Genomic DNA, 15,376 nt, shown 5'->3' with positions numbered 1-15,376 from the left:
ATTCCACTAATGTGGTTTCTTAAAAATGCATAGTCCCCGCCTTATTTGCTTTTGATGTTTTCTGGTTTTCCGGTTTTCATTACCCGAATCCAAAAGCTCTTCCAGTTGCCTTTATTCCAGCCTTTTCTACCATTCCAATTTATTTTTTCAGATTTGCTTAAAAAGTGTAAATTTACGGCTATCTAATTATTTTTTTTATGGACTTTAATTTATCGGAAGAACAGCTGATGATTCAGCAGGCAGCAAGAGATTTTGCACAAAACGAATTATTACCTGAAGTTATTGAAAGAGACCGTGACCAGAAGTTCCCTGTAGAGCAGGTGAAGAAAATGGGTGAAATGGGGCTTTTAGGAATGATGGTTGACCCAAAATATGGAGGAGCAGGTATGGATAGTGTTTCCTACGTGTTGGCAATGGAGGAGATTGCAAAAATAGATGCGTCTGCAGCTGTTGTAATGTCTGTAAACAATTCATTGGTTTGTGCTGGTCTTGAAAAGTTTGCTTCTGAAGAACAAAAAGTAAAATATCTTACTCCATTGGCAAGTGGAAAAGTGATCGGAGCATTTGCTTTATCTGAGCCGGAAGCTGGTTCTGATGCAACTTCCCAGAAAACAACTGCTGAAGACAAAGGAGATTACTATCTATTAAACGGGATCAAAAACTGGATTACAAACGGAGGTACTGCTTCTTACTATATCGTAATCGCACAAACAGATCCTGAGAAAAAACATAAGGGAATCAATGCTTTCATCGTAGAAAGAGGATGGGAAGGTTTTGAAATCGGACCAAAAGAAGATAAACTGGGAATCAGAGGAAGTGATACACACTCTTTGATCTTCAACAATGTAAAGGTTCCAAAGGAAAACAGAATTGGTGAGGATGGATTCGGATTTAACTTTGCGATGGCTGTATTGAACGGTGGAAGAATTGGTATTGCTTCTCAAGCTTTAGGTATTGCTTCAGGAGCTTATGAAATGGCTTTGAAATATGCTAAAACAAGAAAAGCATTCAAAACTGAGATCATCAATCACCAGGCAATTGCATTCAAATTAGCAGATATGGCTACTCAAATCACTGCAGCAAGAATGCTATGCTTCAAGGCAGCATGTGAAAAAGATGCAGGAAAAGATATCTCTGAAAGCGGAGCAATGGCAAAATTATACTCTTCTCAGGTAGCTATGGATACTACTATTGAAGCTGTACAGATCCACGGTGGATACGGATATGTGAAAGAATACCACGTAGAAAGATTAATGAGAGATGCAAAAATCACTCAAATCTACGAAGGAACTTCTGAAATCCAGAAAATCGTGATCTCCAGAAGTATTGCAAAATAATTTTAATAAAACACACTCTCTATGAAAAAATCTTTGTGGATTACCCTAGGTGTCGTACTGCTATTGTTAGGAGTATTTGTATGGTATAAGTACTTCTTCGTTTTCGGAGAAGGCGTGAAATCCGGATATCTGAATTATGCCATGAAAAAAGGCTATGTCTTCAAAACCTATGAAGGCAAACTTATTCAGGAAGGTTTCGGAAAAGGAAAAACAGGAGGACTTACAAGCTATGAGTTTGAGTTTTCTGTAGATGACCCTGAAGTTTTCAAACAATTGGAAACCAACAGTGGTAAAACCTTTGATCTCCATTACAAGGAATACAATGGCGCTCTTCCCTGGAGAGGAAACACAAAGTTTGTTGTAGACAAAGTAGTGAATATGAAATAATGTAAAAGGCTTCCGATTTGGAGGCCTTTTTTATTTTCAGGAGCTTCTTCCCGCTATTCACTCATACTCCTCGCTCCAAGGCATTGGCCAAATCTTGCTGTGGGGTAACCGTTGCTATCGGGGCTATTTTTTATGATGGATTTTTTTACTGTTAAATATCTCGTTATAGCTGTAATATTCAATAGGAACAGGCTTCAGACCGCTTAAAAAATAGATAAAACCTATTCACCTGGCTTTAGACAAAACTTAAAATAAAAAATCCACCCCTGAGGGTGGACTTGAAAATCTATTGAGAATCTTTATTAGGAATGTTTTTCTTTTTATAAAAATAGTATCCAATACCACCCACTAAAAATACAGGCCACAATGGAAGAAGAAACAGGAAAATGGATGTAATAACATCCCAGCCTGACTCTATTGCTGCCAAAGATTTTCCACCGAAAGTTTTAGGTTCTTTTTCAGCCTCAGTTTTATCCATAATATTTATATTGATGCTGCAGATAGTATTGTCAGCATAATTATGTCCTGAAACCTGAATATCTTTAGTTTCAATATCTCCTATATTGGTGTTGAGAGCTTCCATTAAGCCATCAAAATGCTGGATAGGAACTTTGATGTCTATACTGTGTACTTTTTGATTTTCATCGCTACGATTGGCAGATTCTGCATAAGAAAGACTTTCGCTTTTAATATAGCCGTTATTTTTAATGGATTCTTCTTTGATAATTTCCTTTACAGTTTCTGCATTATCAGCCTTTATCACAAGGTATCCCGTTTTTACCATTTTATCTTTTGGCATATTCAGTTCATAGCTGTCATTTTTAGGCTTCTCCTTATAAATGATCTTTGTTTCCTTGATCACCTTTGGAGCAGGAACGTTCACCACGATCTTTTCAGATTTCTTGGTTGCAGAATCCTTTTTTTCAATTTTTGATTCCAGTTTTGTAGAAGCAATTTTGTCTGATAAAGAATCTACAATCTTGGAAGTATTTTCTATTTTCTGTTGGATGTCATTTTTGGTGTTTTCAATATCCTTTATTCTTATGCTTGCAGAATCAAGAGCTTGGCTGGCTGTTGTATTGGCATTATCAATGGCTTCTGTAGCAACAGCGGCAGCACTGTCTATACTTTGTACGGCTTCACCAATCTTAGATGATGAAACCTCACCTTTTTTACCACACATAATGAATGTACCTGATACAACTGCTAGTAAAATGAATTTTTTCATAACATTAATTTTTTGATGAAGTAAAATTAGTCATGAAGCTTTCGAAGTCCTTGTAAATGGAATGTATTGTACTCGTAAAATTATAATTAATACATTATCAATATTTTGTATTTTTTTTACAAGAGATTTACAAAGCGTCTTTCTACATTTGAAACCTGAAATTGCTTGAAAGCTTTGTCTTTTCTCTAAATATTAAATTGGAAATCTAAAAATTCCCCTCATTCGGAGGGGGGCGAAAATTCAAAGAATTTTTGACGGGGTGGTTTCAGAGAGTATATCATAAAAAAATCCGCAGAAGTTATCTGCGGATCTATATTTTTAGCGATTTTGCTCTTTTGTTTAGTGATCTTGAAACTCACTGATGAAATGCAGTTTCACATTCGGGAATTTCTCCTGCGTCATGTGAATCGTGAATGATGAATCTGCCAAAAATACCAATTGGTTGTATTTATCTCTGGCAAGGAATCTTTGTTTTAATCTTGCAAATTCCTTAAACTCTTCAGATTTTTCATCTGCTTCAATCCAACATGCCTTATGCATGGATAAAGGTTCGTAGGTACATTTTGCACCATACTCATGCTCCAGACGGTATTGGATAACCTCATACTGAAGTGCTCCTACAGTTCCGATGATCTTTCTGTTATTCATTTCCAGAGTAAATAGCTGCGCAACTCCCTCATCCATCAGCTGATCAATACCTTTTGCCAATTGCTTAGCTTTAAGCGGATCATTATTGTTGATATAACGGAAGTGTTCAGGAGAGAAACTTGGAACACCCTTGAAGCTTAGTTTTTCACCACCTGTCAATGTATCACCAATTCTGAAGCTTCCCGTGTCATGAAGACCCACGATATCTCCAGGGAAACTTTCCTCTACAACCTCTTTTTTATCAGCAAAGAATGCGTTGGGTGAAGAGAACTTCATTTTTTTGCCCTCTCTTACCAATAGATAGTTTTCATTTCTTTTGAATGTTCCGGAAACAATCTTTACGAATGCAAGCCTGTCTCTGTGTTTAGGGTCCATATTAGCATGGATCTTGAAAACAAACCCAGTGAAAGTACTTTCTTCCGGCTTTACCATACGAAGATCACTCTCCTTAGGCTGTGGCATTGGAGCAATTTCGATAAATGCATTCAATAATTCACGCACCCCAAAGTTGTTTAGGGCAGAACCAAAGAAAACAGGTTGTAGATCACCGTTCATATAATCTTCACGGCTGAATTCAGGATATACAGATTGAATAAGTTCTAATTCTTCTCTCAATGTTTGAGCAGCTTTGGGACCTATCGCCTCATCAATGGAAGGATCATTAATATCATCAAAAGTGATAGATTCACCTACTTTTTGCTTTCTCTCTTCAAGGAATAACTGGATATTGTTTTCCCAGATGTTATAAATTCCCTGGAAATCACTTCCCATACCAATAGGAAGGGAAAGCGGAACAACTCTTAATCCTAATTTTTGTTCTACTTCATCCAGTAGATCGAAAGCATCCTTACCCTCACGGTCAAGTTTATTGATGAATACCAACATCGGAATGTTTCTCATTCTACAAACCTTAACTAATTTTTCAGTTTGTTCCTCAACCCCTTTTGCAACGTCAATTACAACAATTACAGAATCTACGGCCGTTAAAGTTCTATAGGTATCCTCAGCAAAATCCTTGTGACCAGGTGTATCAAGGATGTTAATTTTATGGTCTTTATATTCAAAAGCCAATACGGAAGTTGCTACAGAGATCCCTCTCTGTCTTTCAATTTCCATAAAGTCGGAGGTGGCTCCTTTTTTTATCTTATTGGACTTTACCGCACCTGCTTCCTGAATTGCACCCCCGAAAAGTAGTAGTTTTTCCGTAAGAGTAGTTTTTCCGGCATCCGGGTGGGAAATGATCCCGAAGGTCTTTCTTTTTTGTATTTCTTTGATTAAGTCTGACATATCGTATTTTGAAGTTGCAAAAATCGTGATTTTTTATGAAGTTTTCAAATAAATTAGAACAATGTTCTTCCACTGGGATAAGAACCTTATTTTTTGTCATATTTACATGGGTAACGAAAATAAGTATTTTCCTTTTTAGTTGCCTGTAGCATTCAAAAAAATTATCTTTGTTTTTATAAATTTTTACAGAGAAAAAGAATGGAAAATAGCAGGTATCCAAAGTTTACTTTCACATGGCTGGGCGCTGTTACTTTAGTAGTTGGACTGTTTGTGGGAACAATGGCTGTTTCTCTATTCAGTACCTTTTGGAAAGTGGCTTTCAAAGAAAATTTAGAGCTTAAGGACTGGTTTCTTATGGTAGCCAATTCAGTAGGGTTTCTTACATCTATTGCCTTTTTTGATTTTTTTATTGTAAGACGAACTACAAACATGAAGCTTAACTTCAATTTTTCGTCAGTTAATTTCTATACTTATCTTCTAGTCTTTCCCATGATGTTGGGAATGATGTTTATTGCAGAATTTATTACCTCTCTAATCCCGATAACAGGACCGTTTTTTGGAGATTTTTATGAATATTTTACCCAGTTAATGAGCCAATTGACGGATGATCCCGTGATAATGTTGATTATGACTGTAATGATGGCCCCTATTTTTGAAGAGATTATATTCCGAGGGATTATTCAAAAAGGATTGATCAATAAAGGAGTTGAGCCTTGGAAAGCTATTTTGTATGCTTCCATTATTTTTGGGATCGTTCACGGAAATCCCTGGCAGTTTATCAGTGCAGTAATGCTTGGGTGTGTCTTGGGATTGGTATATTATAAAACAAAATCCTTACTTATACCAATGTTATTGCATGGGTTTAATAACCTAACCCTTTCGTTGTTGGTATTGTTTGGAAAGAATGAAAGTTTTGCAAAGTTTTTGAATGTTTCAGAATGGCTTATTCTAGCCGTAGGAATTGTACTTTTCTCTTTGTTTTACTATCTTTTTACGAAAAAATATAAAGTACATTACTCTGAAATTTAATTAACGGTAGCTAAAAAGTAAAATTGGAAAATGAATATAGACATGGAATTATTGGTAGCAACACACAACGAACATAAAAAAGAAGAAATTCAGCAGATTCTTGGGAATGAATGTACGGTTAAAAGCCTTACAGATTATAATATTCATGAAGAAATTGTAGAAGATGGAGATTCTTTTCATGCCAATGCATTAATTAAAGCAAAGTATTGTTTTGAAAAGACAGGAGTTCCAAGTTTAGGGGATGATAGTGGGTTGGTAGTAGAATCTTTGGATGGAAGACCTGGAATATTCTCTGCCCGTTATGCAGGAGATCATGATTTTGCAAAAAACATTGAAAAGGTATTGGAAGAAATGCAGGGAATAGAAAACCGAAAGGCTTACTTCGTTACTGTTTTATGCTATTACGATGAAAATGGAGTTCAGTACTTTGAAGGAAGGGTTCATGGGAATTTATTAACTGAAAATAAAGGACTCAAAGGATTCGGATATGATCCTATTTTTGTTCCTGAAGGGTATGAAAGAACCTTTGCAGAAATGAATCCTGAAGATAAAAACAAGATCAGCCATCGTAAGCAGGCATTAGATTTATTTATGGATTTTTTAAAAGTGACTGATTAAAATATTATAAGCTAAAAGAAACCCATTTCTCCCTCTCTTGAAAGAATGGTTTACTATGCTTTTCCTTTTAAATTTAACGGTAGAATATACGTTTTCAATTTTCTGTCGTACATTTGTTTCAATAAACTATTGATTTGAGTACTTATTTAACAATATTAGGTTTTAACTCGGCGATTCCGACTATTAATACTTCACCAACAGCTCAGTTGCTGGAAATGGAAGAAAGACTCTTCCTGATTGATTGTGGAGAAGGAACACAAGTGCAGCTGAGAAAAGCAAAAGCCAGATTTTCAAAAATCAACCATATTTTTATTTCTCATCTTCATGGAGATCATTGCTTTGGTCTTCCCGGTCTTATTGCTTCTTTCCGTCTTTTGGGAAGAGATAATCCATTGCATGTCTATGGGCCAAAAGGGATCAAGAAGATGATGGAGACGATCTTTCAGATTACAGAAACCCACCGTGGTTTTGAAGTGGTTTATCATGAATTGGATAAGGATTATTCTGAAAAGATCTATGAAGATAATAGAGTAGAGGTGTATACCATTCCTTTGGATCACAGGATCTATTGCAATGGTTATCTTTTTAAGGAGAAACCAAAGGACAGACATCTTAATATGCAGGAGATTGCTAAATACAGTGAAATTGAAAGCTGCGATTACCATAATATAAAAGCAGGAAAAGACTTTGTTTTAAGTGATGGTTATGTCCTTAAAAATGAAGTTCTGACCGTTGAGCCTGCTCCATCAGTGTCTTATGCATTCTGTAGTGATACCCGATATCTTGAATCTGTAATTCCGATTATTAAAAATGTAACGGTTTTATACCACGAATCTACATTTTTGCATGATTTGAAAGAAATGGCAGATTATACAGGGCATACTACAGCGTTGGAAGCTGCTACCATTGCTCAAAAAGCTCAGGTAGGAAAACTGATCCTTGGGCATTTTTCCAACAGATATGCCGATTTAACGGTGTTTACAGATGAAGCCAGAAATGTCTTTCCAAATTCGTTCTTGCCAAAGGCCTTGGAAAGTGTAAAAATTTAAATGAATATGCTGAATTTTGAAGAACTCAGAAGTTTTCTGGATGAAAAAGCAGATCAGTATAACACTCCCGATTTTATTGAAAATGATCCGATACAGATTCCGCATCGTTTTTCATTAAAGCAAGATATCGAGATTGCCGGTTTTTTAGCAGCTACAATTTCTTGGGGAAACAGGAAGTCGATTATTAATTCTGCCAATAAAATGCTTGATATTATGGGGAACTCTCCCTATGATTTCGTTCTGAACTATTCTGAAAAAGATTTGGAAAGCATTCAGGATAAAAGTATTCACAGAACATTTAACGGGCAGGATTTTTCATATTTTATTAAGCAATTTAATAGAATATATAAGGAAAATGATAGCCTGGAGGATTTATTCAAAATAAAAGACTCGGAAATAAATTTTCTACATGGCATAGAAAGATTCAGAAATAGTTTTCTGGAAACTGAAAAGCACAGAAGCCACAAACACATCAGTTCACCTTATAAAAATTCATCAGCTAAAAGGATTATCATGTTTCTGAGATGGATGGTAAGAAAAGATAAGCGTGGGGTAGATTTTGGAATCTGGAAAAATATAGACCAGAAATACCTGTCTATTCCTCTTGATGTACATACCGGTAATATCTCAAGAAAACTGGAGCTGGTTTCAAGAACACAAAATGACTGGAAAACGGTGGAAGAGCTGGATGTAGCGATTAGAAAATTTGATGAAAAAGATCCTGCAAAATATGACTATGCCTTGTTTGGATTGGGAGTAACCAAGGAACTCTTGTAAAAAAAGAAATGATGAAAAAATATAACGAAAAAACAGAAGTTCTTGAGAAAATAGCAGACCGAGTTACCTCATGGATTGGATCTATTCAATCTTTGATTGTGCATACCTTGCTTTTTTTTACTTCGTTTTTACTTCCCATGGTACATCTTGTAGAATTTGATAAGATGCTTCTGATTCTTACTACAGTACTCTCTTTGGAAGCTATTTATCTGGCGATCTTTATTCAGATGTCTGTCAATAAAAGCCATGAGAAAATTGAAGATATTCAGGAAGATATCGAGGAGATTAGCGAAGATATTGAAGATATTCAAGAGGATATTGAGGAGATTAATGAAGATATAGAAGATATCCAGGAAGACATTGAAGAGATCAGCGAAGATATTGAAGAGATCAATGAGGAGGAAGAAGAAGAGGATCATATTGAAAGAGCAAAAAATGTAATCCTAAAAAGCAATGTAAGCTCCAATAAAAATGAAATAAAGGCTCTGAAAGATATTATTACTCAATTACAAAATGAAATTGAGCAATTAAAAAATGATGAATAATATACCTTTAAAAGTATCTTAGTTTAAGAAAGTAAAAAACCAGATCAGTCTTTATTGATCTGGTTTTTTTATGATTAAAATCTAGTTTTAATTTATTGAAATTATAATAATAATGCATATTTGTTATGATTTTTATATTAAATTTAAGAATAGGTGCCTGGGATGCTGATTTGTTGTCATTATTTTTGCTACATTTGAAGAAATGAAATTAAAATGTTGAATTATAGATTAAAAAATTACTTTTTTCTTTTAACGTTTTTACTGGCTTCTGTTTCTGTCTTTTCTCAGATCTCTCCGGACAGAAAGAAGATAAGAAGAGGACCTTCTACGGAAAGTTTGAGAGCCGGAACATTTATAGATGTAAATGTTCCTCCTTATGCTGCTTCAAATTACTCTCCTGAACAGTTGGTAAAAGAGATTTTAATTAATGGCGGATCTACCTGTACCACAGCCAATGTCACTAATGTTACGGTGAGTCCTAATCATGCTGCTGATAATGTTACCCGATTTTGGGGGTATTTCAATAAAGGAACAGCAGCTTTTCCTTTTACAGATGGAATTGTACTCACAACAGGACATGCAAAAGAAGCGGGAAATAGTTTTATAGGATTGCTAGGTAAAACTGTAGGAACCGGAAGTGATCCGGATCTTGTGGCTGCGACCAATCCTACTGTGGAACTGAAAGATGCTGTAGCTCTTGAATTCGATTTTGTTCCCAACTCTACGCAGGTAAAATTCAATTATATTTTTGCTTCGGAAGAATATGATTCAGATTATCCTTGTTCCGGTGGTTATTCGGATGCTTTTGCACTTCTTCTAAAAAAAGTGGGTGATCCTACCTATACCAACTTGGCTGTATTACCTGGTAGTGCAGGACCTGTAAGTGCAACGAATATTGTGCCTGCTGGTAACGGTTTCTCTTGCGGACCCATCAATGAGGTTTACTTTGGAGGGATGAATACCCCACATGTCGGTATTAATTATTATGGAAGAACAGTACCATTGACTGCGATTGCAGATGTAATTCCGGGACAAACCTATCATTTTAAAATGGTGCTGGCTGATGCAAAGGATAATGGGCATGACTCTGCGGTCTTCCTTGAGGGAGGTTCATTTGATATAGGTATTAAAATCGTGGATGAAACTGGAGTAAGTTTACCGGGAACGATCAATATGTGTGACAATACCCCCAAGTCATTAAAGGCTCAGTTGGCTACCATTCCAGGGATGACTTTTCAATGGTATAAGAATGGAGTTTTAATTCCTGGTGCTACCAATGCTATTTATGTTGCCACCCAGCCAGGGGTATATACTATAAAAGTAATGATTCCGGGAAATCAATGTCCGGGAGATGCTACTATTACGATTATTGGCGGAACAAGCCCTACGGTACAAAATGCAGTACTGAAACTTTGTACCACTCCTACACTTAGTACATTTGATCTATTGGCTGCACAGTCTATGATTAGTACAACACAGGGATCAATATTCCGTTTTTATCTTAATCAGGCAGACGCGCTGGCACAAAATAATAGCTATATCCCCAATCTGACAAACTATAATGGGACGGACGGCCAGGTGTTGTATGTCCTTGTTTCCAATGGAGCATTTTGTAGTAAAATTGCAACCCTTACATTAAGAAAAGAAGAAACTCCTGTCGCAAAACTTAATGCCTCAAAATTAAAAATTTGTGTAGGTGAATCAGTTCTGTTAACCGCATCTGGCGGAGTAACTTATGAATGGAGTGATAATCCTACTACAGGAGGAACTAGAACTGTAAGCCCGATTAAAACAACGACCTATACTGTATATGCTATTGGAGCGCAGGGTTGTAAATCATTGCAACCGGCACAGATTACTATTGAAGTTGTTCCGGCTATTGTTTCTACATTAAAGGGTGGGCATATCTGCCAAGGAGATAGAATTCTATTAGATGCAGGTTCAGGACCCGGTTATACTTATGAGTGGAGTACAGGGCAAACCAGCCAGACCATTACAGTAGATAAACCAGGAGAATATAAAGTGACAATCAGCAACGGAGTTTGTTCCAAGGAATTTAAAACAGATGTGATTAAGGCTGTTATTCCCGAAGTTACAAACGTTGATTATAATGATAAAGGAACCATCATTCTTACAGCAAGTAATCCAAGCAATGGTATACTGGAATATTCAATAGATAATGGGATTACATGGCAATCATCTAATGTCTTCACCAATGTTCCTAAGAATAAAGTGATTACTATACGTGTAAGAGTTAAATATACAAGTTGTGAGGGCTATCTGGAGTTCTTTACCTTTGTTATGAAAAATGTAATTACTCCAAACGGAGATAATATCAATGATATTATTGATTTCAGAGGAGTGAGCGGATATAAGGATTTCAGTGGTAAGGTTTTCGACCGCTATGGAAAAGAGGTATTTAAAGCTGAAAAAATCAGACCTTATTGGGATGGTTATTTCCAGGGAAAACGACTGCCTACAGCGTCCTATTGGTATCAAATCACCTATGAAGATCCTGCAAGCAAGCTTCTTACTGTGAAAACCGGATGGATATTGCTTAAGAATATAGAATGATTTTAAACGATAATTAAAAGACTGGCTTTTTTGTCAGTCTTTTTTTATTATTTTAAAATAAATAGAGTTGATATTCTATCATAAATAAATTTGCATTAGTAATAATGTAAATTGTGTTAAACTGAATTTCAATCAAAAAAAATAGTATTTTTGTTTAAAATAATATAAAATGTTAAATAGGAGGACAGGGAATTTATTTTTGGCGTTATTTTTTGCTTTTATGGGAAGCTTTATTTTTGCTCAGAACAGAGGAAAAATAGGGGAACTCAGAAGGCCCAGCGCAGCCACTTTAAGAGCGGGCGCTTTTATAGACGTTAATACTCCCGCTTATCCTGAGTCTGGTTACAGCATTACGCAGTTAGTAAAAGATGTTCTTATATCAGGAGGAGGATGTGCCAGTGCTAATGTGAGCAATGTTGTTGTATCTCCTAACTTGCAGCCCAGTAATCAAAACCGAAGCTGGGGATTTTTTAATAAAGCAGGGACTAATTTTCCATTCAATAGAGGGATTGTTCTTTCTACAGGATATGCAAATAAAGCGGGAAATTTTTTTCTTGGTGATCTGAGCGATGATCTGGCAACAGGCGGAGATATGGATTTAGCCACTGCCCTGAATATTGATAATACGTTTCTTACCAATGCTACATTTATAGAGTTTGATTTTGTAGCTGTTGCTTCAGAAGTTACCTTTAAATATTTATTTGCATCTAAAGAATATCAGCAAAATTTCCCATGTAATATTACGGATGGTTTTGCTTTATTACTGAAAAAAGTGGGAGATCCTACCTATACCAATATGGCGGTACTTCCTGGAGGAGCAGGCCCTGTGAGTGTAACTAATATTCACCCGGCATTTCCCCCTACTTGTGGCCCTAAAAATGAAGCCTATTATGGCGGAACAAATACAGCTCAGATAGAAACCAATTTTAACGGTCGTACAATTCCTTTGACAGCAAAGGCAGCTGTGATTCCGGGGCAGACGTATCATTTTAAAATGGTCTTGGCAGATTTTCAGGATCCTAATTTCGATTCGGCAGTATTTTTAGAAGCTGGATCATTTGATATTGGGGTGAAAATTCTAGGCCCGGGAGGAGTACAGCTTCCTGCTTCTGTGAATATGTGTGATAATACACCACAAACCTTTACTGCATCTGTTCAGGAACCTAACGTGACGTATCAGTGGTTTTTAAATAATAACCCTATTCCGGGAGAAGTTAATGCAAGTTATACAGCAACACAGCCTGGAACTTATACCGTTAAAGTGTATATCCAAGGAAGCTCTTGTCCGGGAGAAGCAACAATTACCGTGGTGGGTGGAACTTCTCCTACAGTACAAAATGCTACACTCACAGCCTGTTATACAGCTGGAAATGCTACTTTTAACTTACCAATAGCACAGCCTTCAATAAGTACAACACCAGGAGCTGTTTTCTCATATTACGCCACACAGGCAGATGCTAATGCAGGAAACGCTAATACAATTCCTACTCCTGCAGCTTATCCTAGTCCGGGAGGGCAGACCGTCTATGTGAGGGTGGCAAATGGATTTTGTGCTAAAGTTGCGGAACTGCAATTAGTAAAAGCTCCACAGATGACTGTATCTATTGTGCCTCCTATAGCTTTAACTTGTACTAATTCTCAAATAACACTCGATGCTACGGCTTCAGTTTATCCTCCGGGAGCTACATTCAATTGGGTGACAACAGGAGGGAACATCGTTTCTGGTGGAAATACCCTGAACCCTGTTATCAATGCACCAGGAACATATACATTAACTATATCACAAGTTTATCAACCGGGAAATCTTAGCTGTACAGCAGTTGGAAATGTAGTGGTTACTGGAAACAGTGCACCACCAAATCCATTACTTACAGCAACTAAGGTTAAAATATGTAAGGGAGAATCGATTACATTAACGGCTTCAGGAGGAGCTACCTACAATTGGGGTGGCGGTCTTCCAGGAAACGGAAATACACAGATGGTATCACCTACAGTGACTACTACTTATTCAGTTACTGCAGTAGGATCCAATGGGTGTGCATCTCCAAATCCGGCTACTTTAACCATTGAAGTATCAGAGCCGTTTACTGCACAAAATGCAATCCTACATAAATGTTATCAACCGGGATTAACTTATAACCTTACAGAGGCCCAGAGCCAGATTACCAGCGCTTCAGGGGTTACATTTACTTATTATGTAAATCAAACCGATGCTAATGCTGCTAATGGTAATTTTATCACAGGTACTACAGTGTATACACCTCTTTCAGCGAATCAAACCATTTATGTATTGGTGAGCAATGGCGGATGTAGCTATGTGGTTTCTCTTCAACTGCTGAGGACTGCTGAAACAACATTAACGATTGCTAATCCCCAAACAGTTACCTGTACAACGCCTCAGGTTACTCTTAATGCTTCAACTTCTGTAGTACCAGCTGGTTCTACAATTGCCTGGACTACTATTGGAGGAAATATCGTGTCCGGAGCCAATACACTTACTCCTGTTGTAAGTGCTGGAGGTACATATACATTAACGGTTACTAATATTTCACAACCCGGAAACTTAAGCTGTCCCTACACTACATCAGTTACGGTTACGCAAGATACAACGGCACCTGTTGCGGCGCTTGTATCATCACAACCTCGTATATGTGTTGGGGAATCGGTAACATTAACGGCCTCAGGAGGAACAACATACCAATGGGGGAATGGGCTTACCGGTACCGGAAATACTCAGGTGGTATCTCCAACACTTACCACAGTATATACTGTATATGCAATAGGAGCTAATGGATGTATTTCTGCAACCCCTGCAACGGTTACCGTTCAGGTAGGGCCTCCTATCGCAGGATTATCAGCATCGAAATTGAAAATATGTGCTGGAGAATCAGTTACCCTTACAGCTACAGGAGGATTTACCTATAATTGGGTAGGACTTACAGGGAATGGTAACACCCAAGTGGTAACCCCTACAGTGACGACTATCTATTCTGTATATGCATTGGGTGGAAATGGATGTAGCTCTGTGAAAGCTGCTGAGGTAACTATTGATGTAGTTCCTGCCATAGTTTCAACCTTGGAGAATGTGTATGTATGTGCGGGAGATAATGGAACTCTGGACGCCGGAGCTGGACCTAATTATACCTACCTATGGAACACGGGAGCAACTACCCGAACAATAACAACAAATGTTGCCGGTACCTATTCTGTAACTATTAGTAACGGGGTGTGTTCTAAAGTATTTACGGCACAATTGGTCAATCCTGATCTTCCTCAGTTTACGAATGTAGCTCATGAAAAGACGACTCTTACCCTTACAGCAAGTAATCCAACGGGAGGAACTCTGGAATACTCTATTGATGGAGGGGTGACATGGCAGAGTTCAAATGTATTTACCGGTATTTTGAATAATACAACCTATCATTTAATGGTAAGAGTGAAAAATGCTAAATGTGGTACTTCGTTAGATTACTTCACATTTGTACTTAACAATGCTATTACTCCTAACATGGACGGTATCAATGATACCATAGATTTCACAGGAATTAGCGGATATAAGGACTTTTCAGCTTCAATTTTTGATAGATACGGAGCTGAAGTTTTCAAGGCTTCAAAAGGTGATGTAATCTGGAGAGGATCTTTAAAAGGAATAAACCTGCCAACCGGTACTTATTGGTATAGAGTTCAGTGGGAAAATCCTGCAAACAAGAAATTAGAACAACGCTCAGGTTGGATACTTTTGAAAAATAGAAACTAAATATTCAGATAAATAGAAAATAATTAATAAAACCTTTCAGAAATGAAAGGTTTTATTTTTTTTAATCACAAAAGATGTTCACTTTTGTGATTTATTTCAAGAAAGATATAAATTTGATAAAATAAGGTTTAATGTTTACT

General features: G+C 36.9%; 11 protein-coding genes. 9 read left to right on the top strand and 2 right to left on the bottom strand.

The window, feature by feature from the left end; genetic code table 11:
- The first annotated feature begins 197 nt into the window (after positions 1-197).
- Positions 198-1,337, top strand: a complete 1,140-nt coding sequence (locus tag C1638_RS08835) for an acyl-CoA dehydrogenase (RefSeq protein ID WP_076353842.1) — start codon at positions 198-200, stop codon at positions 1,335-1,337.
- Positions 1,338-1,358: 21 nt separating this feature from the next.
- Positions 1,359-1,724 carry a hypothetical protein gene (locus C1638_RS08830; protein WP_109620127.1) on the top strand — a complete coding sequence of 122 codons (366 nt, stop codon included), beginning with the start codon at positions 1,359-1,361 and terminating at the stop codon, positions 1,722-1,724.
- 286 nt (positions 1,725-2,010) lie between these two features.
- On the opposite strand, the gene C1638_RS08825 is transcribed toward C1638_RS08830, so the two are convergent.
- The gene (locus tag C1638_RS08825; protein WP_109620125.1) at positions 2,011-2,952 is read right to left on the bottom strand and encodes a DUF4349 domain-containing protein; all 942 of its coding nucleotides are present in this window, start codon (positions 2,950-2,952) and stop codon (positions 2,011-2,013) included.
- A gap of 339 nt (positions 2,953-3,291) precedes the next feature.
- Positions 3,292-4,887 (bottom strand): peptide chain release factor 3, encoded by a 1,596-nt coding sequence (locus C1638_RS08820; RefSeq protein WP_109620124.1) that lies wholly within the window; start codon positions 4,885-4,887, stop codon positions 3,292-3,294.
- Positions 4,888-5,085: 198 nt separating this feature from the next.
- On the opposite strand from C1638_RS08820, the gene C1638_RS08815 reads away from it, so the two are divergent.
- From C1638_RS08815 to C1638_RS08785, 7 genes are all read left to right on the top strand, one after another.
- Complete coding sequence (locus C1638_RS08815) at positions 5,086-5,916, top strand: CPBP family intramembrane glutamic endopeptidase (RefSeq protein WP_109620122.1); 831 nt, start codon at positions 5,086-5,088, stop codon at positions 5,914-5,916.
- Between the two features lie 30 nt (positions 5,917-5,946).
- A complete protein-coding gene (rdgB, locus tag C1638_RS08810; protein WP_438829976.1) occupies positions 5,947-6,534 on the top strand; it encodes an RdgB/HAM1 family non-canonical purine NTP pyrophosphatase in 588 nt (195 codons plus the stop codon).
- Positions 6,535-6,668: 134 nt separating this feature from the next.
- On the top strand, positions 6,669-7,583 hold the full coding sequence (locus C1638_RS08805; RefSeq protein ID WP_109620120.1) for a ribonuclease Z: 915 nt from the start codon (positions 6,669-6,671) through the stop codon (positions 7,581-7,583).
- 6 nt (positions 7,584-7,589) lie between these two features.
- Complete coding sequence (locus C1638_RS08800) at positions 7,590-8,360, top strand: TIGR02757 family protein (RefSeq protein WP_438829975.1); 771 nt, start codon at positions 7,590-7,592, stop codon at positions 8,358-8,360.
- Between the two features lie 11 nt (positions 8,361-8,371).
- The gene (locus tag C1638_RS08795; protein WP_109620638.1) at positions 8,372-8,905 is read left to right on the top strand and encodes a DUF1003 domain-containing protein; all 534 of its coding nucleotides are present in this window, start codon (positions 8,372-8,374) and stop codon (positions 8,903-8,905) included.
- Between the two features lie 213 nt (positions 8,906-9,118).
- A complete protein-coding gene (locus C1638_RS08790; RefSeq protein WP_109620119.1) occupies positions 9,119-11,479 on the top strand; it encodes a choice-of-anchor L domain-containing protein in 2,361 nt (786 codons plus the stop codon).
- Positions 11,480-11,648: 169 nt separating this feature from the next.
- Complete coding sequence (locus C1638_RS08785; RefSeq protein WP_109620117.1) at positions 11,649-15,236, top strand: choice-of-anchor L domain-containing protein; 3,588 nt, start codon at positions 11,649-11,651, stop codon at positions 15,234-15,236.
- Positions 15,237-15,376: the final 140 nt, after the last annotated feature.

This window comes from Chryseobacterium oncorhynchi (assembly GCF_002899895.1).
Classification (GTDB): Bacteria; Bacteroidota; Bacteroidia; order Flavobacteriales; family Weeksellaceae; genus Chryseobacterium; species Chryseobacterium oncorhynchi.
The sequence above is the reverse complement of the archived record's forward strand: the minus strand, read 5'-3'. Positions and strand labels throughout refer to the sequence as shown.

What these genes read in the sequence shown, in the direction of transcription:
- C1638_RS08820 (WP_109620124.1), bottom strand. Translation starts at nt 4,887, where the DNA reads ATGTCAGACTTAATCAAAGAAATACAAAAAAGAAAGACCTTCGGGATC.
- C1638_RS08790 (WP_109620119.1), top strand. Translation starts at nt 9,119, where the DNA reads ATGTTGAATTATAGATTAAAAAATTACTTTTTTCTTTTAACGTTTTTA.
- C1638_RS08795 (WP_109620638.1), top strand. Translation starts at nt 8,372, where the DNA reads ATGAAAAAATATAACGAAAAAACAGAAGTTCTTGAGAAAATAGCAGAC.
- C1638_RS08815 (WP_109620122.1), top strand. Translation starts at nt 5,086, where the DNA reads ATGGAAAATAGCAGGTATCCAAAGTTTACTTTCACATGGCTGGGCGCT.
- C1638_RS08800 (WP_438829975.1), top strand. Translation starts at nt 7,590, where the DNA reads ATGCTGAATTTTGAAGAACTCAGAAGTTTTCTGGATGAAAAAGCAGAT.
- C1638_RS08835 (WP_076353842.1), top strand. Translation starts at nt 198, where the DNA reads ATGGACTTTAATTTATCGGAAGAACAGCTGATGATTCAGCAGGCAGCA.
- C1638_RS08825 (WP_109620125.1), bottom strand. Translation starts at nt 2,952, where the DNA reads ATGAAAAAATTCATTTTACTAGCAGTTGTATCAGGTACATTCATTATG.
- C1638_RS08830 (WP_109620127.1), top strand. Translation starts at nt 1,359, where the DNA reads ATGAAAAAATCTTTGTGGATTACCCTAGGTGTCGTACTGCTATTGTTA.
- rdgB (WP_438829976.1), top strand. Translation starts at nt 5,947, where the DNA reads ATGAATATAGACATGGAATTATTGGTAGCAACACACAACGAACATAAA.
- C1638_RS08785 (WP_109620117.1), top strand. Translation starts at nt 11,649, where the DNA reads ATGTTAAATAGGAGGACAGGGAATTTATTTTTGGCGTTATTTTTTGCT.